This is a genomic window from Gilliamella sp. B2923, from assembly GCF_026536565.1.
Lineage (GTDB): Bacteria > Pseudomonadota > Gammaproteobacteria > Enterobacterales > Orbaceae > Gilliamella.
This window is the reverse complement of sequence record NZ_JAFNNZ010000002.1, coordinates 20,950-42,869: the sequence shown is the minus strand read 5'-3', so window position 1 is coordinate 42,869 and position 21,920 is coordinate 20,950. Positions and strand designations below refer to the sequence as shown.

Here is a 21,920-nt window from a genome sequence, read left to right as displayed (position 1 = left end):
CCTTAATTACCTAATCCTTTTTTAATACAAGGCGATTATTGATTGCTAACGGGGCAAATACAAATGCGCCAAAAATGCCACTAGTTAGTACTAAACCAAATCCCATAATAGCAGTTGTGTGACTAATTATCAGTAACCCGAATGATAAAAGTGTCGTTATTGCTGCCATTGTTACGGCTAATAGGGCACTTTGGGTTTGGCTTTTGTGATTACTTAAAAACAGACTATAATCGATACCAATACCAATCACAAGGATAAGTGCCAACATTGAAAAAAGATTCAACGTTTGATCAATCATGCCATGTACTGATAGCGCAATGCCAATGGATAAAAGTGTTGGAAGTGTGCTTTTCAAACCGGTTTTTATCCCATGCTTACGATTATAAACCATAAAACATATACAAATCGCAATAACTGATCCGATAATGAGCTTTGTCAGATAAACTCGATAATGTGTAAACATGGTTGTAAATTCTGAACGTCGATCTAACCAATAAATACCCTCGTCAATTTGAGACATTTGAGAAATTTCGGTTAAATTATTTATACCACTTATTGGAATTAAAGTTGCACTTTCACCGGTTTTTAATGATAGCCAAAGTAGTTTTTTCCCATGGCTGATTTCACTTTGTTCCCATAAATTAGGTGTAATAAATGTGTTTGTTTCTTGAAGACTTGGTGTTTTAATTGCAAAACCAATTTGGTTGAGTTTTGCGATAATTTCGGGGGTATATTGGTCTATTAATGCAATGTTTCGCTTCTGTTTGCCAATAGAAGGTAAATTGATACTTTGATATTGCGTAAACCAGCCATTTGATTTTGCCTGTTCTAATTTAGGTATAAAATTTTCAAGCCGTTGTAATGTCTGCTCTGCACTATCACCAAAGACAATAAACCATTTTTGGTCGCTTGTTTGCCCTGTAATATCGATTATCTGCTGTTCTTGTTGTTGTAGTTCTGCAGGTAATGCTTGCAATTTGCCAATATCGTCATCAATTTTTAAATTGGATAACCCGATACCGATAAATATCAGTGCTGATGATACTAATAGCCACTGTGTTTTTTTGTTTTGCCATATATCAAGCCAGCGAGTCAATATACGTTGGCCAACATGTTGGCGTACAGGTAATTTATTGACCAAAATAGGGTACCAGCAAATAACTGTCATAAATGCGCCAATTAAACCAAAAATAGCAAACATGGATAACTGTTTTAACCCCGGGAAAGGTGCAATTAACAGTACCAAATAGGCAATAAAACTTGTGCATAATGCAATGAATAATGTTGATATTAATTTTTTTAAGCTTGCATAAGGTGATTCTTGATCACCATGCAAAAGTCGTTCAGTTAAATAGTGTAATGAATAATCTATCGCTATTCCGATAATACTTGTACTCATGACTAAAGTCATAATGTGGATTTGACCAAATGAAGCCAATACCGCAACTAAACCGCAAACAATACCAATAAAAATTGAAAGTAATGAAAGAAAAATGGGTATGACGGAACGAAATATAGACATAATTAATAAAATAATGCCGATAACTGAAATGCTTCCAATAGTCGATATATCATTTTGGGCTTGTTCACTAGCATAATCGCTGTAAAAAAGAACGCCTCGTTTTAAAATGTTAGTTTCAGGCCAGTTAATTTGTAGTTGTTCAATAAGCGCATCTAACTGTTCGACAATTTGATGTGATTGGCTAATGTTAAATGAGGAATCTTTAAGATCAGCATAAATCATGTACCAGTCATTACCCAAACTATCTTGAACTGATAGCCATTTGTTTTTAATTGCCAGTTTTCCGGCACTATTGAGCTGATTAAGCTGTGAAGATCGCGTCAGTAAGAGTGGGTCATTATTTAATTCTGTGGCACTAACCCCGCTAAATGGTGAATAAATTTGGCTCTCAATCCATGCAAATTGATTGTGCATTTCAATTCGATTGGCGGTAGTTTCGTCTAACAATTGATATCGGTATTGATAGGCAAATTTGCCCCAATTTTGCTGAAATTGTTCATCAAAATACCCATTAACACTATGAATAAAAGGCTGCTTTTGTAAATGTTCATACCACCAATTTACTGGCTCTAAATTGGTTGCTTGATGAGGTTTGATTAACCAAACCAGCTGTTTATCCAATCTATCTTGAAAGCCATCAATAATTTCTACTGGAACATCGTTAGTTTGTTCGTTAGGCAGTAGTGATAGTACGCTTGTGTTGAGTTTGCTATGTTGTATCAGATAACCAGCAGTTAAGAGTATGCTTATCACAACAAAAAGCCATAAAATGGCTCTTATTTTAAGTAACTTTTTGTTATTTGAATAACGACTGTTCATGTTGTGTTAATTTAGTTGTCTTGTGGTTGAAAAATGTAATTTCCGTTTTATCATTTTGCATATCATCAAGCGCGATCTTTTCAAGATATACATTTCCGCTTAGCTGTATCTGCTTGAAAATTTTATTTAGTGGGGCTGATATTGGGATCAATGTTAAATTCCACTGCTTATCATGTTCTGTGAGTGTTAATTTAAAGTTATTTTTTAGCATTTGTGCGTCAGCAGTAAAAATCGCAGATAGTAAATGATTGAATTGAAACAGTTGAGGTTGATTTTCAGCTGTTATTATTTGTGGTGTTCCTCCGTCAATATTCTGTTCCATTCTAACTTGATTCATTTTTAAGGTCATTTTAAAAGGACTGAGTTGTTGCCACCATAATCCATCTTGTTGAGATATAATCATTTTACCTGTCGAATGTAGAGGATGACTTAATCCATTGATAAAACGATCTTGTTTGAAATCTGCTCGAACAACTTTATTTTGACTAAATTGTTGCTGCAAGTTTTCGAGTGTTATTGCCTGAGTTATGCCACTTGAAAATATCAAAAATAGGGTGATGACAATGACAAAATATTTTTTCATTTTAATAATCCAAATCGTTCTAAAAAAATATGAGGGGTAACAAAACTCATTTCTTGGGTTGTTGCTAATACCGCAACTTGAATTGTATAACCGCAAGTCGTTTTTCTTCCTTGACTGTCGGTTATGAGATAACTAATTTTTATTCGATGTTCATACTCTTCTAACTTAGCCATAATTTGGATTTTTTGCTCTGCAATTATCGGTGCAATGTACTTGACTCGTGTATCGACTATCGGCCATAGGTAACCGGAGTCAATCATATCTTTATAACCATAGTTGAATTTCTGAAACAAGGCTTCACGTGCTTTTTCAAAAAATTTTAGATAGTTTCCATGCCATACAACGCCCATGGCATCTGTATCGTGAAATGAAGTGGTATATTCGATGATTGCATTATGGCTAGCGTTGTTATTCATTTTTATCTACTTTTGTTGTTGCTTCGTTTAATTCAGGCTTATTAAAATCCCAAAAATCATAAAAGTTAAACCAGTCTAGTGGTGACACTAAACAATAGTGTTCCAACCTTTTTGCATATTTTTGGATGATTAAGTCGATTTCAGCTTGACGATTTTTTCGAGAGAATTTGAGATTATCTGAAAAAAGTTCAAAGTGTATTTGAAAACGCCCATTTGGTTTTAATCCCCAAAAAAGATAAACCGGCGCACTTAATGCAGATGAGAGGATGAAAGGGCCTTTAGGAAAAGGTGCTGGCGATCCTAAAAAATTCGCCCAACTGACCGCGTTTTCTTGCATCCTTTGATGCGGATTGGTCGAGGTTCTATCACCAACAATGGCAATCCATTCACCTGCATCTAGTTTTTGTTTAAGCATAATTGCAGTGTCGGCGCCTAAGGTATCGACTTGAATAAGATTAACCGTTGAAGCATTATTGGCTTCACTTAATACTTGCTTGAAACGGCTTGAATTTTTATTAAAGACTAATGCATTAATTTTTACATCATGAGAAAGCTGCGCAAGCGCTCGACACATTTCAATATCACCTAAATGTGAACCTATTAATACTATTCCTTTTTTTTCATCGATGAGGTTTAAGAACTCTTGGTTATTGGGAATGTATATATCGTTAATTTTTATATCGCCTTGCCAGCACGCAAGTTTATCTAGTAATGCCTCTCCAAATCTTAAAAAGTGATTAAAAGAGGTTAGTCTTTTCTTTTCAACAAAAGGTATTTTGTCATAATGATTTTTTATTCTTTGCAAATATTGTTGTGATGCCTGACGTTGTTTTTTACCGGTCAGCCAAAAATAACAAATAACCGGAAACATGATAGCCTTGGCTGCTCTTCTACCTAACAAACGGTAAAACTTTAAAATAAACCTAAGACCCCAAAGTCCTTTTCGTTCTTGAATTTGTGACCAGTGTTGTTGATCTTTCTTTTTTTTGAAATTTCTTTTTATTAGCGAAACCATTCGTGGAAACATTCCGAAAAATAGTTTAGTGTGCATCCATGATATTAGTAAATTATCTTTCACCGCTTTAAAATGCGAGACACCATCTTTGGGGTAAGTGACTTTTGTTGGTACAAAAACGCTATTGGTACCTTGCCAGTATAAGTTCACCATAATGTCTGTATCAAAATCCATGCGTTTCCCGATTTTGCAACGCCTTAATAATTTATTGGTAGCTTGTAGTGGGTAGATACGAAAGCCACACATGCTATCTTTTATACTCAATGATAGCGTTTCAATCCATACCCAGAAATGGGTAATGTATCTTGCGATAAGCCGATGTTTGGGTACGGAACTATCATATATCGGACAGCCTGAAATTAAGGAATATGGGTTTAATTGTGATTGTTCGATTAACTGTGTGATGCTATTGCTGTCGTGCTGTCCGTCAGCATCGATTTGAATGGCATAATTATAGCCTTGATTATAGGCATATTTAAGCCCATTGATTACAGCTGCACCTTTACCTTGATTGGTTGCGAGACGAATTAAGATCACCCAAGTATATTGGTCGGTAATGAGTTTTATCTTTTGAGCTTGTTCAATCGAACTACCGTCATCAATGACGATGCACTTGAGTTGGTATTGTTCAATACTTTTGAGGACTTTTGGTAATGCATGGCTGTGGTTATAACATGGAATTACAAAACAATAATTTGCCGATAGATTAATCGTGTTTATTGACATAATGTAAGTTTTCCGGAGCTAGCTATTTTTAGCGTGTTATCTGGCTTGATAAAAGAATAGGAGAAATCTATTCTTTGCTCTTTTTCATTCCACTTCAAATTTAATTTAAGTCGGTCTTGAGGAAGTATCGGGCATTGGAATTTGATCACATCTATCGATGATAATGATAAATTTGCATTAAAGTATTTTTGGGTATAGTAAATTACCCAATTAAGTTGTACGACCCCTGGCAATAATGGTTGGGAAGGGAAATGTCCTTTAAACCAAAATAGATCAGTAGGTATGACTAACTCAATATTAACATGATGAGTATCTTTATCGACGCTTAATTCATTTGCAAACACTTTATTCATTACTTTCTCATTAGTTTCAAATAATGATTTCAATTCCATGTAAGTGGTTTTACCTTGCATATTTTTTGGCAGGTTTTCCACAAATCGCCATTTCTTAGGTAATTCAATCAATGATAATTCATCTTTCAAAAAAAGTCGAAAATATTGTGTTAAATTGTAAGAATTGCGTTCTTTAGATAGATCGCTATGTGATGTAGATAGTTTAACTATAGCACCCAAAATAGTTCTGTTATTTTGAATTAAAGGAATGACAATTGCTTCTTCTACTTCAGGTAATTGATTAATTTTATTCTCAATATATGTCAGTGATACACGGTTTTCTGAGATTTTAATAATCTTATCAAATCGACCATTTAAGTGAAAATGCTGTGCATCAACTATCGTTATTTTATCATTCAACAGCTCTGGTTGTGTTAACAGCGGAGAAATAAGGCATGTCTTTTGATCGCCATTTTGTTGAAGTTGCATTTCAGAAAATAACTGCCAAGGCATATTGGGGTGAAGTTGTTTACGAGTCGCAATGATACCTGTTTCAGTCGATCCATATATCTCATCGGGCAAGACATTAAAATTTTGTTTACAAGATAAAGCTTCCTCATATTTCAGACTTCCACCCGCAGAAATTACTTTATCACAATTGATTGTCGGTAATTTGACATCTAACGTTTTGATAATAGCAGGGCTTGTTATATATAAAAATTTTTTATCATTATATTGATACAGTTGTTCTTGATAAATTATCGGCTCACAAACAAAGGGAATTTTCATCATTAGCGATAACATGATTTTGAAAGTTAAGCCATACATATGTTGATGAGAAACTGATGCGACAATAAGATCAGCGGATAATTTTCCCCAGTTAGATTCAAGCTGTTGGATCTCTATTTCGAACTGATTGACTGTTTTTTCAATTGGTTTTGGTAAACCGGTTGAACCTGATGTGAATATTGTTAATGTGCTATAGCTAAAATCTTTATTTATAAAATCAGCAATTTCAACGGAATTTGCGTTAACCAGTTGATTGATATTTATTAGACGTTTATGAGTATCATACTGATGAATAGCCTGATTATCAGTTAATAATGCATCATAATCATCTTTAATTTCTTGATGATAAGCGCTAATTAATTTGGGATGTTTACCTGAATAGAAAAGAGCAAATAAACCCACAACAAAATTAAAACTATCTTGCATGGTTAAAGCCCAATATTTTTCAGGACTTTTAGAAAGCTGCTGACTCAACAGTAAAACTTGTTTTTTTAAATCAAGTACAGACAGTGGTTGCTTTTTTCTAAAAGCGATAATTTCATGATCAGGCCGTAATAACTGTTTAGATAGCGAGACTATTGTTTGATTTGTTGACGTATCAGCCATTCTCCCACCATAAGTGTGCCAATTAAAATGTAACTAATTAAGCCATTGTACATTGTCCACCAGTAAAGATTGTTTATTAAACAGGTAATTAATGCAATGCTTCCATTAAGCATAAAAAAAAGGCACCAACAAATCGTGACTTTACGGGTATATTTTATTGCTTTAGGGGGTAAGTTAGCATCTTTAATTCTGGCAAATTTTTCAACAATTGTTTGCGGTTGTGATAAGGAATAACCGAAGGTAATCAAAAATACCACATTGACCATAACGGGGTAGTAAAAAAGTATTTGATGTTGAGAAAACAACCAGCTACTTAATAATAATGATAATCCAATAAACGCAGTAATTTTGGCAAGCCAACGCATACTTACTAAGATATTGGGAAGAGTTAATAACCGTAGAATAAATAACGCAGCTAAATAGAAAATGGCTAGTTTAATTTCCTGATAGCGTAAAGATAAGTAAATGATAAATGGGTAACAAACAAAAGAGAGATTTGTTAAACATTTAATAATTAACTTAACTTTACTCATAATTAATTATTTACTATTAATTAAGTTATCAACCGCATCAACAACGTCTTGAACAGTTCTGACTGATTTGAACGTTTCAGGATCAACTTTTTTACCGATCTTCTTTTGTAGATGAACGACTAAATCAACCGCATCTATACTATCTAAATCTAGCTCTTCAAAAAGTTTTGATTCGGGTGTAATATCTTCAGATGAAAGTTCAAAAAGTTGGACAAGTGCAGATTTAACTTGCTCAAAGATTTGTTGTTTATCCATGTTATTAAGCTCCTTTTTATTGTTGTGCTGAAATAAAATCTGCTAATGTTTGAACGGAATAAAACGCTTTTTTGGTCTCTTCACTTTCAGAAGATAAAACAATACCATAATTGCTTTTTATCGCAAGTCCTAGCTCTAAAGCATCAATAGAATCCAGACCTAATCCATCACCAAACAGCGGGGCTTTTGTATCTATGTCAGCCGGTGTGATATCCTCCAAATTAAGTACATCTATAATTATCTGCTTAATTTCATTTTGTAGCTTTTCCATAAGTTTCCTTTTTAAATTATCTCACTTTTTTTGTTAAAAATTGATGTTAAGCGCTGGGTTAATTTCCGTGCCGCTATCGTAGTACTAAATTCAGAAAATTCGTTAATCGCTATTTTTTCGCCAATTGTAATAGTGAAACAGGGTTTTTTATATGGTATTCGGTACCATTTTTGTTTTTTGAACAGTAAAGGAGGGTTACATTGGATGTGGATGACTCTCAAATCTGCATGACACCTTAATGCGATATTAGCCGCCCCTCTTTGTAATTTGATCGGTTCATTCGGTACACTTCTTGTTCCTTCAGGAAATATTAAAATTCGTCCGCCATTTGCCAGAATTTGCTGACATTGAGGCAATATTTTTTCAGACTCCTGATTTAAAATGTAACCTGCCGTTTTGATAATTCCACTGATAAAAATATTTTGTAACAATGCACCTTTTACTAAACAATCACAGCGAGGCATAACTGACGCTAACAGTACGACATCAAGTAAGGAGGGATGATTTGCAACGATTAAACAATTTTTATCTTGTTTAAGTTTTTCAAGACCGTAAAACTGATAATCGATAATACCTAGCGATTTGACAATCCATAAAAAAATCTTAAAGCTGAAACTAATACTTTTTTGCGCAATAGCGATTCTTTTAGCTTCGTTCCAAACAAATAATCTTAATAAAGTAAACCACAATAGCGATAGTATGAATAATCCATAAGATCCAAATAATATAAATCCAAATGTGGTAGCAATAAGACGCCAAAATATATTGATTTGACGGCGTTGTTTAATTACTTCTCGTTCATCGTCCATAACCAATCTTGAGTATTTCCTTTTACTATGAAGCGCTGTTGCTTATTTAAATAAGCACGTAAAAAAGCAAGCGATTGTGGGTATTTTTCAGCAGGAACAGTTGTTGTTTGCGTTATATTCTGGCAACTGATCTCATTACCTCTTGTTATTATATAGCCAACAGCGTAAGTTGGAACCGATGACTTTATATAACTGTGATATGTATCGGGAATGGTTCCGTCGAAGTCTATTAGTAATACTGTTTTATCTTCTTGCGTTAATACAGATATTGCTTCAATTAATCCTTGTTGAAAACTGTCATAATGAGCAGAAATAGAAGTGATTGGGATTGGTTTTTTGGCAATAATAGTTAGCAAACCTGATGCGGTATTATGAACTGATAAAGCAAAATCAGTGGGCGAAATATCACTATTTTGATTGAGCATTGATAAAATTTTATATGTTTTATCTATCTCACCATGTTGACTGGTAAATACCGCGAGATCGGGAACTTGAGATTGTTTAATTAATTCCATTCCAACTTCTACCGCTAGACGTGATTGAACACTCATCCTGCGAGCTTGCATCATGGGTAAATTGACTAGCTTTGGCAAAGGCAAATTCCAATCATGGTTGGAATTTTTAGACCAATTTTCCCAATCCGATTGATTAGATAGACCAGAAGAGAGAGCAAACCAGTTTTTTATGGAAAAAGAAAAATTCATCTTGATAATGTTTCAATTAACTCTTTACTTAATAATAAATTGTAATATTATTTATTTTTACCAATCCCTAATATGGGGCTGTTTATAAAATACAGTAAAACTTCAAAAAGGCAATAGATTGAAAGGACTCAACACAAAAAAATTTAATTATGATAAGGATATTTATACTGCCTTAGAAGCAATAACTGAAGCACAAAAAATAGCATTTGCACCATTAATGTTTCAAGCTGTTGCGTGTATGAAAAATGAAGGCATATTAGCTCAACTCGATAATGCCGGTAAAACTGGTATGAGTTTAGATGATTTAATGGATAAAGTTTCGTTGTCATCTTATTCTCTTCAGCTTTTATTAGATATTGGATTGAGTATGCATATTGTTTATCAAGATAATGATCATTTTATTTTAGGTAAGGTTGGTCATTATTTGCTACATGACACGATGACGAAGGTAAATTTCGATTTTGTGAAAGACGTGTGTTATCAAAGTATGTTTTATCTTCAAGACTCATTAGCAAATGGTAAACCTGAAGGATTAAAAGTATTTGGTGATTGGAATACTATTTACCCCGCATTACAAGAATTACCTGAACAAGCAAAAAAAAGCTGGTTCGCCTTTGACCACTTCTATTCTGATCATTCATTTCCAGTTGCTTATTCTCATATTAAAGATCTCAATCCTAAGCATATTTATGATGTTGGCGGAAATACCGGTAAATGGGCTATTTTTTGTGCCCAGCAATGTGCAGATCTTAAGATAACACTCTTAGATTTACCTCAACAAATAGCCGTTGCCCAAAATAATATTAAAGCAGCCGGTTTTGATGATCGAATTCATGGTTTTGCCGTTGACTTATTATTAGCCAAACAACTGCCGAATGAAGCTGATGTTTGGTGGATGAGCCAGTTTTTAGATTGTTTTAGTGTAGAACAAATTACCCATATTTTGTCGTTGATTCATGGTAGCATGAGAGATGATGCAGTTTTATGTATTATGGATCTTTTTTGGGACAGGCAAGCTTTTGAAGCAGGGGCATTAAGTTTAAATGCTTCATCTTTATACTTTACGTGTTTAGCAAATGGTAATAGTCGTTTTTATCATTCGAAGGTTTTTTATCAGTGTTTAAATAGCGCCGGTTTTCACGTTGAAAAGGATATTGATGGCTTAGGATACGGTCATACTTTGTTGATATGTAAAAAACGTTAAATAATATAATTTAGATTAAAGGAGTTAACAATGAAAATTATTAAGTTAATTATAACCACGCTATTTATTACCACATTACTCGGTTGTGCTAGTAAATTTCAAGCACCCAAAAATGTCACTACACCTGTACAAGGAGTCACAAAAGAGCAAGTTAAACAAGCGATTTTGAATACTTCAACTAATGGTCGTTCAGCTTTTGGTACTTGGAAATTTCAATCAGTAGATAATAACAATATCCGAGGTAGTTTGTTCAACCGTAAATTTGAGGTTGTTGTAAATATTCCTTATTCAGCTAATGGATATTCTATCGAATATGTTTCAGCTAGTGATAATTTAAAAGATAAACGTGGCAATGTTCATCGTAACTATAATCGTTGGATCAACAATTTAGATGCGAGAATTAGAGAAAATATTTTTAAAACAAAATAATTTTACGAAAGTTAAATTATTCAGCTTCTTTGTCAATGCTGAATATTAAAAATCAAGCAGTTTATAAGCTCAGTTTTTTACTGAGCTTATAAATTAAGTTCCACATTTAGTTTAACTGTGTGCATACTTTAAAATCTTATTGATAATGTTAATTTCTTCAACTACCATATTCTAACAATAATATTAATCGTTAAAATTGAATATCTATTCTTTTCATTGCAGTTTAATATGTAATTGTATTCATATTCTTTTGTGAATATTGCTCCAATCTGACAAATATCTTTTCATATTCTTAAATCATAAATCTTAGCACTTGAGGACAATTATTATGTTTCAATGGCTTTCTGACTGGATTTTAGATGGACTTAGACACTCACCGGAAATTCTATTATTTCTCTCTCTGAGTTTAGGGTATTTAATCGGTGCTATTCGCATTGGTAAATTTCAATTGGGTGGCGTTGCAGGTTCATTACTCGTGGCAGTAGCACTAAGTGTTTTTGGCGTCACAGTTGACGCTGGCGTTAAAGCTGTGCTATTTGCGCTATTTATTTATGCTGTTGGCTTTGAAAGTGGTCCGCAGTTTTTCCGTTCACTGGGTGTAAAAACTTTACGTGAAATATTTTTAGCATTGTTTATTGCTGTTGCTGGCTTTGCAACGGTGGTTATATTGGCAAAATTATTCCATTTAGATAAAGGCCTTGCAGCTGGTTTAGCGGCTGGTGGATTAACCCAATCTGCAATTATGGGTACCGCTTCTGATGCTTTAAGTCAATTAGGTCTGAGTGCTGAAGAACTCAGTAAAATGCAAGGTAATGTCACAATAGGTTATGCTGTGACTTATATTTTTGGTTCGCTTGGTGCCATTATTGTTTGTGTCAATATCCTTCCTAAAATTATGGGCAGTGATATTAACGATGATGCGATGAAGGCACAAGCTGAGCAACTTCATGGTTCACTTCTATTAGGTAGCAACCAAAATTTAGCGCTATCAGATGTTACAGGCCGTTTATATCGCATTACCAATAAAATTAATCAAACTGTTGAGAGTGTTGAAAAGCTTGTCGATGGTATCAGTATCGAACGTATCAAACGGGGTAATAATATCCTCGAAGCTAGTCCTGATACTTTATTGAAAGCAAGGGATATTATATTGGTTGTTGGTCACCGTGATTCGATGATTAAAGCGAGTGATTTGCTTGGTACTGAAGTCAATTCCGCTTCTGGCATGGATGTGGTGATGAATACACAAGATGTTGAGATGCGTAATACACGTTATGTTGGTCAAAATTTAACGCAAGTTTTATCGTCTGAAGAAGTGATGAAGTTAAAACATGGCATCTATTTAACGGCTATTCATCGAGACGGACAGCAACTACCACTCAATAATGACATCAATTTAAAATTAGGTGATGTGATTACAATTTATGGTGCTGATAGCGATTTACGTCGTGTTGTGGATAAAATTGGGGCACCCATCACTAAAAGCGAAAAAACAGACTGGATATTCCATGGTTTGGGCTTGGTTGTGGGGTTAATTATTGGATTAATCGTTATCCGTGTTAGTGATATTCCTATTACTTTAGGTGCTGGTGGTGGTGCATTGTTATCCGGCCTATTGTTTGGTTGGTATCGCTCGCTTCATCAAACTGTTGGTAATATTCCAACAGGGGCATTGCAACTATTAAAAGATTTTGGTCTGGCTGGTTTTGTTGCGGTTGTTGGATTAAGTTCTGGTCTTCAAGCTATTGATACCATTCGAGAACAAGGTCTGTCTCTATTTTTAATTGGCGTGGTGGTAACTATTTTACCTATGTTGCTTGCTATCTATTTTGGTAAATATGTATTGGGTTATAAAAACTCAGCGGTATTTGCCGGTGCGTTAGCAGGTTCTCGTAGTGCTAACCCAGCTTTTGGGGAAGTGCTAAACAAAGCAGGTAACTCTACCCCGACTAACTCTTTTGCTATTACTTATGCTTTAGCTAATGTGTTCCTAACATTACTAGGACCATTAGTTGTGGCTTTTGTTTAATTGTAATATCAGATTAAAGGTACAAATTATGAAAAAAATTAAAACAGAGTATGCAAAGTACGCTAATTTAAGCCCTTTTGAATTGAAAGATAACTTAATTAAACTAGCTCAAAGCCACGCTGACCGAACTATGTTAAATGCTGGTCGTGGTAATCCTAACTTTCTTGCTACTTGGCCGCGTCAAGCTTTCTTCCAACTGGGTGTTTTTGCAATTCAAGAATCGGAAATGTCTTATTCTTATTTGAATGAAGGTGTAGGTGGATTTCCAATAAAAGCTGGATTAACAGGGCGCTTTGAGCATTTTGTTCGCCAAAATTATGAAACGCCTGGTGTCGCTTTTTTAGGTAAAGCATTTTCCTATATTCGTGATCAACTAGGACTTGATGAAAACGCTTTTTTACAAGAAATGGTTCAAGGTATTTTGGGATGTAACTATCCTGTACCCGACAGAATGTTGCGTTTTAGTGAAGAAATAGTGAAAGCCTATGTGTTGCAACAAATGGGAGCGCAGTATCTTGATCGTGATGATCTTGATTTGTTTGCCGTTGAAGGTGGTACCGCCGCAATGGCTTATATATTTAATTCAATGAAAGAGAATGGTTTGATTCAAAAAGGGGATAAAATTGCAATAGGTGCACCAATTTTTACCCCATATTTGGAAATCCCAGCTCTTAATGATTATCAATTAGTTGAAGTATTGATTAATGCCGATCCGGATGCAAATTGGCAATATCCAGAGTCTGAATTGCGTAAACTTGAAGACCCATCAATAAAAGCTTTCTATTTAGTCAATCCATCGAATCCACCGTCAGTTAAGATCGATGATAAAAGTTTAAAAATCATTGCTGATATAGTGAAAAAACGCCCTGATTTAATCATCTTAACCGATGATGTTTATGGTACTTTTGCTGATGATTTTCAATCTTTATTCGCAATTTGCCCTAAAAATACTATTTTGGTGTATTCATTTTCAAAATACTTTGGTGCAACCGGCTGGCGTTTAGGGGTAATTGCTACCACTCGTGACAATGTCATTGATAAAACCATTAAAGCTTTACCTAGTAAAGCTAAACAGGTTTTAAATAAACGTTATAGCTCAATTGTCACTGATCCGCAAAATCTTAAATTTATTGATCGCTTAGTTGCCGATAGTCGTGCTGTTGCCTTGAATCATACCGCCGGGCTATCAACACCACAACAAGTACAAATGGTTCTGTTTGCTCTATGTGAAATGATGGATAATGATCAAAGTTATAAAGCGGCATTAAAATCGCTTATACGTCGACGTGCAGCATCGCTCTATCAGCATTTAGGTCTTAAACATAATACAGATGAAAATAGCGTTGATTATTATACATTAATTGATTTAGAGCATATTTGTCGTGAACTTTACGATGATAAATTTGCTAAGTGGATTTTGAAAAATAAAAATCCTTCAGAGATGTTGTTTAGAATTGCTGATGAAGCAGGTGTGGTTCTGTTACCTGGTAAAGGTTTTGCTGTTCAACACCCTTCAGCACGTGCTTCTTTAGCAAATTTAAATGAGTATCAATATGCTGCAATTGGCTTATCAATGCGTAAACTTGCTCAAGAGTATTATAATGAGTATAAAGGTAAGAAAAAATAACAGCATAATTATCTTTAATTAATACAAATAAAAAGCCCTGATCAGTGCAGGGCTTTTTTATATTTTTTGAATTATTAAATATTTTGCTTTAAAAATTGAAAATAGTGGTTAACGTTTTAATTTAAGGTTATTTAAACTGCATTAATTTTCAGTATCAAATCAATGGAAATGACATTGTTTATCCTTGACCATAATAGGCATTTTTTCCATGCTTGCGGTAATAGTGTTTATTTAATAATTCTGATTGTATTTTAATACCGATATTGAGATTTCGGGTAGCTAATGCCATTGTTGCGACTTCCTCAAGTACTACGGCGTTTTGTACTGCGTCATGTGCAGTAATGCCCCAAGCAAAAGGGCCGTGACCCATAACTAGCACACCTGGAATTGCCATTGGCTCTAATGAACGTTTGGCAAATTCTTCAATAATTACTTTGCCCGTATTGAGTTCATAATCTGTTGCGATTTCGGTTGGGCTTAACGCTCTTGTACAAGGAATATCACCATAAAAATAGTCAGCATGTGTTGTTCCTAATGCTGGAATATCTAAACCAGCTTGCGACCAGATAGTTGCGTAACGTGAATGCGTGTGAATGACTCCGCCTATCTGCTCAAAAGCTCTATAAAGTGCTAAATGTGTGTTGGTATCACTTGAAGGATTTAGCCGGCCTTCTATTTTGTTTCCGTTCAAATCGACGATAACAATATCATCTTCGTTCAGTTGTTCATAAGCAACGCCTGAAGGTTTAATGGCAATCACGCCTTTTTGCCTGTCAATTTCTGATACATTGCCCCATGTAAAGGTGACAAGTTGATAATGCGGCAGTAATAAGTTGGCAGCTAGTACCCGTTGTTTTAATGACGTAAACATATAAAATCCTATTAATAAAGAGGGAATTGAATAATAAGTAAGGACAATTCAATTTAAATTGTCCTTCAATTAGCCTTTATTTGTTTATTTATCAACACCAATATGGCGCAGTTTTTTTCCTGACATTAGGTTTTTTTCGATATGTTCTAACGAAATATTTTTAGTTTCAGGCACAAACAAGATAACAACAAAAATGAATAAGATATTCATGGCGGTGTACAGCCAAAATGTTTGTGCTACACCAATGTGATTTAATAAAGTGAGGAAAGTTGCGCCAATAATCATATTGGATATCCAGTTGGTTGTGGTGGAACAAGTTACACCAAAATCACGGCTTTTTAATGGCTGAATTTCTGAACAAAGGATCCATACCACAGGTGCAGCACTCATGGCATATCCTCCTATACACATAATAGCCATACCGACAGCAGCATAAGATGTGATTGAGGATGTGTTTCCGTTTTCAATTAATTGCAGGCAAATACCAAGTATTAGTGTTCCTATTGCAATAATACCAAATCCAACTTTTAAAATAGGTTTTCGTCCTAATTTATCGACGGTAAAAATTGCAATAAAGGTGGCTAATACAAAAGTGAGTCCAACAATTATGGTTGCAACCATTTGTTGCTCCGTTGTTTGAAAGCCAGCAAGACTAAAAATTTTCGGTGCATAATACATAATAATGTTCATGCCGGTAAATTGTTGCATTGCTTGCAATGCCATACCAAGGTAAACCGTGCGACGGACATTTTTATTTGCTTTGAAAAGAGTCCATCCTTCTTGTTTCTCTTTTAAGCTTTCGGTAATATCATCAAATTCTTGTTGAATTTTGTTTGGATCGTTCCGAATTAATCGAAGAACTTGTTGGGTTTCCTTTAATCGACCTTTGGAAGCTAGCCAACGAGGGCTATTAGGAAGGAATATCACTACCAAAAATAAAATAATTGCTGGTATAGCGATAATACCAAGCATCATTCGCCAGTTTCCGGTGAAACTGAAATAGGTATCAGATAAGAAAGCTAATAAAATACCAATTGTTACTAATAATTGATATGCAGCTATCATTTTTCCCCTGATTGTTTCTGGTGCCATTTCAGAAAGATATAATGGTGCCGTATACGAAGCTATTCCAACAGCAAACCCTAAGATCACCCGCCAAACGAGCAGGACTTCGACATTCGGCGCTAAAGCCGAGCCAAAACAGCTGACAATAAAAAATAAAGCGCCCGCTAGCAAACTATATTTTCTTCCTAGATAAAAAGATAACCAACCATTTGATATGGCACCTAAGGCTGCGCCTAACATCATGGAACTAACCACCCATTCCTGAAGTTGTGTGGTAAGTTGGAATTGGATGGTGATAAACGGTAAAGCACCGGCAATTACGCCAATATCTAAACCAAATAATAATCCAGCCATGGCAGCTGAAAAACCGATTAAAAATGTCATTTTTTTTGCGGAACTGTTTGCCTTTTTATCCATTGGTATAGGTGTATTGATATCCATCTATTTACCCCTTATTTATATCTATTTTAAAAATTATCGGTTATAACTTCTTTAATTTTATGTACCAAATCAGAATGTTATGCATTAGTGTTACCATAGGCGATTTCATTCCAGCGCAGTTCATTTCTGAAATTACACATTTCTGTGTTTTCATCAATCACAAGTAATTCAATATTGTGCAGTTGCGCATAGAGTCTAAAATAATCCATTGATAATGCTTGGGTATAAACTGAGTGGTGAGCTCCGCCGGCAAGAATCCACGCTTCGGCTGAAATATCTAATGAAGGTAGTGGTTTCCATACTGTACAAGCTACAGGCAAGTTGGGTAATGGGTACGGTTGTTTAATGGTTTGTAATGCATTAGTTATCAGTCTGAAACGATTACCAATATCGATCAAACTTGCATTGATAGCGTAGCCAGGTTTGGATGCAAAAATAAGGCGTGCAGGATCGGCTTTATTACCAATCCCTAACGGTTGAATATCCAATAATGGTTTAACTTCATCATCAGTGATAGACGGGCAAACTTCCAACATGTGTGAACCGATAACCAGTTCATTGCCTTTGGTGAAATCATAAGTATAATCTTCCATGAAAGCCGTTCCACCAGACAGGTCTTTTGCCATTACTTTCATTGTTCGAAGTAATGCGGCTGTTTTCCAGTCACCTTCTGCGGCAAATCCATAACCTTTTTCCATTAACCGTTGGACGGCAAGACCGGGCAATTGTGCTAAACCATATAAATCTTCAAATGTAGTGGTAAATGCTGAATAATTGCCTTGTTCAAGAAACGTTTTGATACCTAATTCAATTTTTGCTGCTTCAATTAAATTTTGTCTTTTTGGACCATTAACTTGAGCAACAGGGCTAATTTGGTAAAGTGTTTCATATTCCTCAATTAATTGGGCAATATCACTATTATTGATTGAATTAATTACCGAAACCAGATCGCCCACTGCATGTGTATTGACTGAGTAGCCAAATTTTATTTGTGCCGATACTTTATTGCCTTCGGTTACTGCAACTTCTCGCATATTGTCGCCAAATCGCACTACTTTCATTGTTTTTTCTTCATGTATGGCTACACAAACTCTCATCCATTTTGCAATTTTTTCATGTACCTCCTTGTCCTTCCAATAACCTGTGACAATGGAATGAGCTAAACGCATACGAGACCCAATAAAACCAAATTCACGCCCACCATGTGCAGTTTGATTAAGATTCATAAAATCCATATCCATTGAATCCCATGGTACTAGTTCATTAAACTGCGTATGAAGTTGTAGCAATGGTTTTTGTAACTGGGTTAATCCATTAATCCACATTTTTGCTGGAGAGAAGGTGTGTAACCATGTGATTAAACCGACACAATTTTGCGAATAATTAACTTCTTGGCATAAGCGATATATTTCATCCGGTTTAGTGGCTAGCGGTTTAAGAACTATTCTTACTGGTAGATTGGCTTCTTTATTGAAATACTCTGAGACTAATTGGATATTTTTTTTGATTTGCTCAAGTGATTCCGGGCCATATAAATGTTGACTTCCAGCGACAAACCAAATTTCTGCTTCTTCATAAACAAACATATTTCACTCCTTTAAATTTAATTGATAGGTTGGGTGCAAATCTAAACGTGATAATTAGGTTCGCAAGAGGTAGACCAAGTTAGATACTTGCTATACAGCTGCTGATATTTGGCGGCTCTTTCGGCATTTGGAATAAACATTTTTTCGATCTTACTGGACATTATTTTTTGAGCGGTTGGAATGTCGGGATAAATATTGGCTGAAACGGCTGCAAAAATTGCTGCACCTAATGCACAGCATTGTTCTGATTTGACAACTTTTAATTGACGATTCATAACATCAGCACAAACTTGCATAATAACAGGGGATTTTTTGGCTATACCACCTAATGTAACAATATTATTTACAGGGACTTGTTGTTCAATAAAACATTCCATAATTGCTTTAGCACCAAATGCAGTTGATAAAATCAAACCACCAAAAAGTGTTAAAGCATCGGTTGCAATCGTTAAATTGGAGATAACTCCTTTGAGCCGTTGATTAGCAAATGGAGTTCTGCGTCCATTAAACCAATCAAGGATTATTGGGATATTGTCTAAATTAGGGTTTTGAGACCATTGCGTGGCTAGCTGGTTCAATAATGTTTGTTTTAATTGATCAACTTCATATTGTATTTCGGGTAATTGTTTGGTTAATTGGTTAAGCGGCCAACCTAGTAATGTTTGATACCAAGCATACATATCACCAAAAGCTGATTGGCCAGCCTCTAATCCAATATAATTAGGCATTACGCTACCATCAACTTGACCACAAATACCTTTGATTGAACGATCTTTAATGACTTCTTTTTCTGCCAGTAATATATCGCATGTTGAAGTGCCAATTACTTTTACTAAAGTATAAGGCTCAGCACCTGCACCAACCGCACCCATATGGCAGTCAAAAGCGCCTCCGGCAATAACAACTGATGTCGGCAATCCTAGTTTGTCTGCCCAGTGTGATGTGATGACTCCCACTTGCTTATCGGCAGTATAGGTCTCTTTAAACAATGGATAAGGCAGTACATTGACAAGTGAAGGGTCAAGCTTTTCAAAAAATTCATACGGCGGTAAGCCATTCCATTGTTCACTCCAAAAACATTTATGGCCGGCTGCGCATCGCCCGCGTTTAATTTTATTGGGCGCTGTCGTTCCGGATAATAAAGCTGGGATCCAATCACATAATTCAATCCATGATGCAGTTGAATTTTTCACGGCATTATCATGGCGGAAAATATGCATGATTTTCGCCCAAAACCATTCAGAAGAATATACACCACCACAATATTCTAAATACTGAGAATAGTCGGACGTTGCGCATAGCTGATTAATTTCTTCTGCCTCGTTCACTGAGGTATGATCTTTCCATAATACAAACATGGCATTAGGATTATTGGTAAACTCTGGTTTCAGGGCTAGTACATCACCATTATCATCAATTGGGGCGGGAGTTGATCCTGTCGAGTCAACACCAATAGCAACTACATTGTTAGCATAAGTGTCAAGTTGTTTGACTACAGATTGAATTGATAGGGTCATTGATTCAATATAATCAAGTGGGTGATGCCTGAATTGATTCTTTTTCGGATCACAAAATTCACCTTTTGCCCAACGTGAGTAATACACAACTTCTGTTGCTAATTCTTGACCATTTTGACAATCAACCGCTAAAGCCCTGACTGAATCGCTGCCAAAATCTAATCCAATTGCTATTTTTTTATTCATCCGATACCACCTCAAAAACAAATTAAATGGAACTTTTACGGAAGAATAATTAATTTAAGTTTTATCCAGTAGGTTATTTATTGCTATAAATATAGACGATTCTGTCTAGGTATTTTGTTTTGTGATAGAGATCTCACTATTGCTACTATTCAAAAAGAATTTTTATGTAAAAATAAAAAAATCTTAGAAAAATAGGGCGGTAAAAGATGAATACTTTTCAACAAAATGATCCTCTGCTTCCAGGCTATTCATTTAATGTTCATCTTGTATCGGGGTTAACACCTATAGAAAAAGCAGGGAAATTTGATTTTTTTATTGATCGCCCAAAGGGATTAAATGGTTATATAATCAATCTAACTTACGCAGGTCAGGGAACTATTTATCGTAATCAGGAATTTTTTAATTGTCATCCCGGTGATTTTGTCCTATTTCCACCAAAAGAGCCTCACCTGTATGGACGTAAAGACGATGAAAATAATTGGTTTCACTTCTGGATCTATTTTAGACCAAGATCAACATGGAAATATTTGTTAACTTGGGAAAATCGATTAGAAAATACAGGTTTTTATCGCCCTAGCATTAAAGTTAAAGAAGAGCTGGAGCAATTATTTATTAAAATTGTCGAAGTGGGACAATCCACGATTATTTATTCTGAAAATTTAGCTATGAGTATGCTTGAGCAATTTTTAATAAGGCGTGCTCAAGAAAGTTCAGATACGTTTGCACTAAGTATTGATAATCGTGTATTGCAAGTGTGTAACTATCTGATTGATACTCTGGATCAGAATAAATTTTTGTTAGATAACGTTGCTGATAAAGTTTGTTTGTCAACATCGAGAATTGCACATATTTTTAAAGATCAGATGGGCATGTCGATTGGTGAATGGCGACAAGAACAAAGAATAAGTCGTGCAAAGATTTTATTACAAACAACACAAATGAATATTGCTGAAATAGGGCTCTGTTGTGGTTTTGAAGATCAACTCTATTTTTCTCGTATTTTCAAAAAAAGAATTGGCCTTAGCCCACAAAAATATCGCTATAGTACACAAGAGCAAAATAAAAGGAAGATTGAAAATATCAATTCCCTTTATTTATTTGATAAAAAAAGTCATTTTATAGAGAGCTGATATTTTTTGGAACGTTTTGATGATTTTTCATTGTATAATCAGCTTAAAACAACAAATAAATCAACAAATAAAACAATTTAAATCAACTGTAATTTAATTATTATCATTTGTCTTTTAACCAACTATCGGTTTCATATTTATTTGAGTTGCCAACGTTTTATTATCGTTGATATCTGGATAACGTGTTATCAATTGTATTAAACGATACTTTTTTAAGCGCTAAAATTTACAGAGTAACCTGTTTTTATGATGAAATTTTGCATTTTTAATTGTAAATTTTATTTAAATTCTTTAACAATCGGCGAAAATTTGTGCGCTTGTATGGTTTCTGTTTGTAGATATAAATGCATTTTTTGTGTTCTTAATTTTTTTGATAAAAAAAATACATGACATAGGTTACCATTATTGTATATTTTTTAGCAGTTGATAAATGGTGCTTTCCAAAAAAATTTTAT

Annotated in this window: 19 protein-coding genes; 5 read left to right on the top strand and 14 right to left on the bottom strand. The window is 34.8% G+C overall.

The features are described from left to right. Positions 1-10: 10 nt before the first annotated feature. From J3U42_RS02870 to J3U42_RS02825, 10 genes are read right to left on the bottom strand one after another with little or no spacing between them, the layout of a single operon-like run. The gene (locus J3U42_RS02870) at positions 11-2,341 is read right to left on the bottom strand and encodes an MMPL family transporter (protein ID WP_267335436.1); all 2,331 of its coding nucleotides are present in this window, start codon (positions 2,339-2,341) and stop codon (positions 11-13) included. After that, complete coding sequence (locus J3U42_RS02865; RefSeq protein ID WP_267328571.1) at positions 2,319-2,924, bottom strand: LolA family protein; 606 nt, start codon at positions 2,922-2,924, stop codon at positions 2,319-2,321. The genes J3U42_RS02870 and J3U42_RS02865 overlap by 23 nt, the downstream gene beginning before the upstream one ends. After that, positions 2,921-3,340, bottom strand: a complete 420-nt coding sequence (locus tag J3U42_RS02860) for an acyl-CoA thioesterase (protein WP_220219077.1) — start codon at positions 3,338-3,340, stop codon at positions 2,921-2,923. Before J3U42_RS02860 ends, J3U42_RS02865 begins: the two co-directional genes overlap by 4 nt. After that, on the bottom strand, positions 3,333-5,081 hold the full coding sequence (locus J3U42_RS02855; protein WP_267328570.1) for a glycosyltransferase family 2 protein: 1,749 nt from the start codon (positions 5,079-5,081) through the stop codon (positions 3,333-3,335). Before J3U42_RS02855 ends, J3U42_RS02860 begins: the two co-directional genes overlap by 8 nt. After that, entirely contained in the window at positions 5,072-6,808 is a 1,737-nt protein-coding gene (locus tag J3U42_RS02850) for a hypothetical protein (RefSeq protein ID WP_267328569.1), read from the bottom strand. The genes J3U42_RS02855 and J3U42_RS02850 overlap by 10 nt, the downstream gene beginning before the upstream one ends. Beyond that, positions 6,778-7,341 carry a hypothetical protein gene (locus J3U42_RS02845; RefSeq protein ID WP_267328568.1) on the bottom strand — a complete coding sequence of 188 codons (564 nt, stop codon included), beginning with the start codon at positions 7,339-7,341 and terminating at the stop codon, positions 6,778-6,780. The genes J3U42_RS02850 and J3U42_RS02845 overlap by 31 nt, the downstream gene beginning before the upstream one ends. Before the next feature lie 6 nt (positions 7,342-7,347). Next, positions 7,348-7,596 carry an acyl carrier protein gene (locus tag J3U42_RS02840; protein ID WP_220219081.1) on the bottom strand — a complete coding sequence of 83 codons (249 nt, stop codon included), beginning with the start codon at positions 7,594-7,596 and terminating at the stop codon, positions 7,348-7,350. A 16-nt stretch (positions 7,597-7,612) separates the two neighbouring features. After that, the gene (locus J3U42_RS02835; RefSeq protein ID WP_220219082.1) at positions 7,613-7,867 is read right to left on the bottom strand and encodes a phosphopantetheine-binding protein; all 255 of its coding nucleotides are present in this window, start codon (positions 7,865-7,867) and stop codon (positions 7,613-7,615) included. Positions 7,868-7,878: 11 nt separating this feature from the next. Then, positions 7,879-8,676, bottom strand: coding sequence for a lysophospholipid acyltransferase family protein (locus tag J3U42_RS02830; RefSeq protein ID WP_267328567.1), 798 nt, complete (start codon positions 8,674-8,676; stop codon positions 7,879-7,881). Further along, a complete protein-coding gene (locus J3U42_RS02825; RefSeq protein ID WP_220219084.1) occupies positions 8,655-9,380 on the bottom strand; it encodes a beta-ketoacyl synthase chain length factor in 726 nt (241 codons plus the stop codon). Before J3U42_RS02825 ends, J3U42_RS02830 begins: the two co-directional genes overlap by 22 nt. Before the next feature lie 118 nt (positions 9,381-9,498). Between J3U42_RS02825 and J3U42_RS02820 the strand changes: the two genes are divergently transcribed. The 4 genes from J3U42_RS02820 to J3U42_RS02805 all read left to right on the top strand — a co-directional run bounded on the left by J3U42_RS02820 (position 9,499) and on the right by J3U42_RS02805 (position 14,669). Next, positions 9,499-10,584, top strand: a complete 1,086-nt coding sequence (locus tag J3U42_RS02820) for a class I SAM-dependent methyltransferase (RefSeq protein ID WP_267335433.1) — start codon at positions 9,499-9,501, stop codon at positions 10,582-10,584. Between the two features lie 30 nt (positions 10,585-10,614). Then, positions 10,615-11,013, top strand: a complete 399-nt coding sequence (locus J3U42_RS02815) for a hypothetical protein (RefSeq protein WP_220219085.1) — start codon at positions 10,615-10,617, stop codon at positions 11,011-11,013. Positions 11,014-11,341: 328 nt separating this feature from the next. Continuing rightward, entirely contained in the window at positions 11,342-13,042 is a 1,701-nt protein-coding gene (gene aspT, locus J3U42_RS02810; RefSeq protein ID WP_220219086.1) for an aspartate-alanine antiporter, read from the top strand. Positions 13,043-13,070: 28 nt separating this feature from the next. Continuing rightward, positions 13,071-14,669, top strand: coding sequence for a bifunctional aspartate transaminase/aspartate 4-decarboxylase (locus J3U42_RS02805; protein ID WP_267335429.1), 1,599 nt, complete (start codon positions 13,071-13,073; stop codon positions 14,667-14,669). Between the two features lie 178 nt (positions 14,670-14,847). Here the strand turns inward: J3U42_RS02805 and J3U42_RS02800 are convergent, their stop codons facing one another. The 4 genes from J3U42_RS02800 to J3U42_RS02785 form a co-directional block, all read right to left on the bottom strand. Then, positions 14,848-15,540: an L-ribulose-5-phosphate 4-epimerase gene (locus tag J3U42_RS02800; RefSeq protein WP_220219088.1), complete on the bottom strand. Its 693-nt coding sequence runs from the start codon at positions 15,538-15,540 to the stop codon at positions 14,848-14,850. An 84-nt stretch (positions 15,541-15,624) separates the two neighbouring features. After that, entirely contained in the window at positions 15,625-17,022 is a 1,398-nt protein-coding gene (locus tag J3U42_RS02795) for a sugar porter family MFS transporter (protein WP_220219616.1), read from the bottom strand. 101 nt (positions 17,023-17,123) lie between these two features. Further along, the gene (araA, locus tag J3U42_RS02790) at positions 17,124-18,632 is read right to left on the bottom strand and encodes an L-arabinose isomerase (protein ID WP_267335425.1); all 1,509 of its coding nucleotides are present in this window, start codon (positions 18,630-18,632) and stop codon (positions 17,124-17,126) included. Between the two features lie 41 nt (positions 18,633-18,673). After that, the gene (locus tag J3U42_RS02785) at positions 18,674-20,335 is read right to left on the bottom strand and encodes a ribulokinase (protein WP_267335423.1); all 1,662 of its coding nucleotides are present in this window, start codon (positions 20,333-20,335) and stop codon (positions 18,674-18,676) included. 206 nt (positions 20,336-20,541) lie between these two features. Between J3U42_RS02785 and araC the strand changes: the two genes are divergently transcribed. After that, positions 20,542-21,465, top strand: a complete 924-nt coding sequence (gene araC / locus J3U42_RS02780; protein WP_220219091.1) for an arabinose operon transcriptional regulator AraC — start codon at positions 20,542-20,544, stop codon at positions 21,463-21,465. Positions 21,466-21,920: the final 455 nt, after the last annotated feature.

What these genes read in the sequence shown, in the direction of transcription:
- J3U42_RS02870 (WP_267335436.1), bottom strand. Translation starts at nt 2,341, where the DNA reads ATGAACAGTCGTTATTCAAATAACAAAAAGTTACTTAAAATAAGAGCC.
- J3U42_RS02865 (WP_267328571.1), bottom strand. Translation starts at nt 2,924, where the DNA reads ATGAAAAAATATTTTGTCATTGTCATCACCCTATTTTTGATATTTTCA.
- J3U42_RS02860 (WP_220219077.1), bottom strand. Translation starts at nt 3,340, where the DNA reads ATGAATAACAACGCTAGCCATAATGCAATCATCGAATATACCACTTCA.
- J3U42_RS02855 (WP_267328570.1), bottom strand. Translation starts at nt 5,081, where the DNA reads ATGTCAATAAACACGATTAATCTATCGGCAAATTATTGTTTTGTAATT.
- J3U42_RS02850 (WP_267328569.1), bottom strand. Translation starts at nt 6,808, where the DNA reads ATGGCTGATACGTCAACAAATCAAACAATAGTCTCGCTATCTAAACAG.
- J3U42_RS02845 (WP_267328568.1), bottom strand. Translation starts at nt 7,341, where the DNA reads ATGAGTAAAGTTAAGTTAATTATTAAATGTTTAACAAATCTCTCTTTT.
- J3U42_RS02840 (WP_220219081.1), bottom strand. Translation starts at nt 7,596, where the DNA reads ATGGATAAACAACAAATCTTTGAGCAAGTTAAATCTGCACTTGTCCAA.
- J3U42_RS02835 (WP_220219082.1), bottom strand. Translation starts at nt 7,867, where the DNA reads ATGGAAAAGCTACAAAATGAAATTAAGCAGATAATTATAGATGTACTT.
- J3U42_RS02830 (WP_267328567.1), bottom strand. Translation starts at nt 8,676, where the DNA reads ATGGACGATGAACGAGAAGTAATTAAACAACGCCGTCAAATCAATATA.
- J3U42_RS02825 (WP_220219084.1), bottom strand. Translation starts at nt 9,380, where the DNA reads ATGAATTTTTCTTTTTCCATAAAAAACTGGTTTGCTCTCTCTTCTGGT.
- J3U42_RS02815 (WP_220219085.1), top strand. Translation starts at nt 10,615, where the DNA reads ATGAAAATTATTAAGTTAATTATAACCACGCTATTTATTACCACATTA.
- aspT (WP_220219086.1), top strand. Translation starts at nt 11,342, where the DNA reads ATGTTTCAATGGCTTTCTGACTGGATTTTAGATGGACTTAGACACTCA.
- J3U42_RS02805 (WP_267335429.1), top strand. Translation starts at nt 13,071, where the DNA reads ATGAAAAAAATTAAAACAGAGTATGCAAAGTACGCTAATTTAAGCCCT.
- J3U42_RS02800 (WP_220219088.1), bottom strand. Translation starts at nt 15,540, where the DNA reads ATGTTTACGTCATTAAAACAACGGGTACTAGCTGCCAACTTATTACTG.
- J3U42_RS02795 (WP_220219616.1), bottom strand. Translation starts at nt 17,022, where the DNA reads ATGGATAAAAAGGCAAACAGTTCCGCAAAAAAAATGACATTTTTAATC.
- araA (WP_267335425.1), bottom strand. Translation starts at nt 18,632, where the DNA reads ATGTTTGTTTATGAAGAAGCAGAAATTTGGTTTGTCGCTGGAAGTCAA.
- J3U42_RS02785 (WP_267335423.1), bottom strand. Translation starts at nt 20,335, where the DNA reads ATGAATAAAAAAATAGCAATTGGATTAGATTTTGGCAGCGATTCAGTC.
- araC (WP_220219091.1), top strand. Translation starts at nt 20,542, where the DNA reads ATGAATACTTTTCAACAAAATGATCCTCTGCTTCCAGGCTATTCATTT.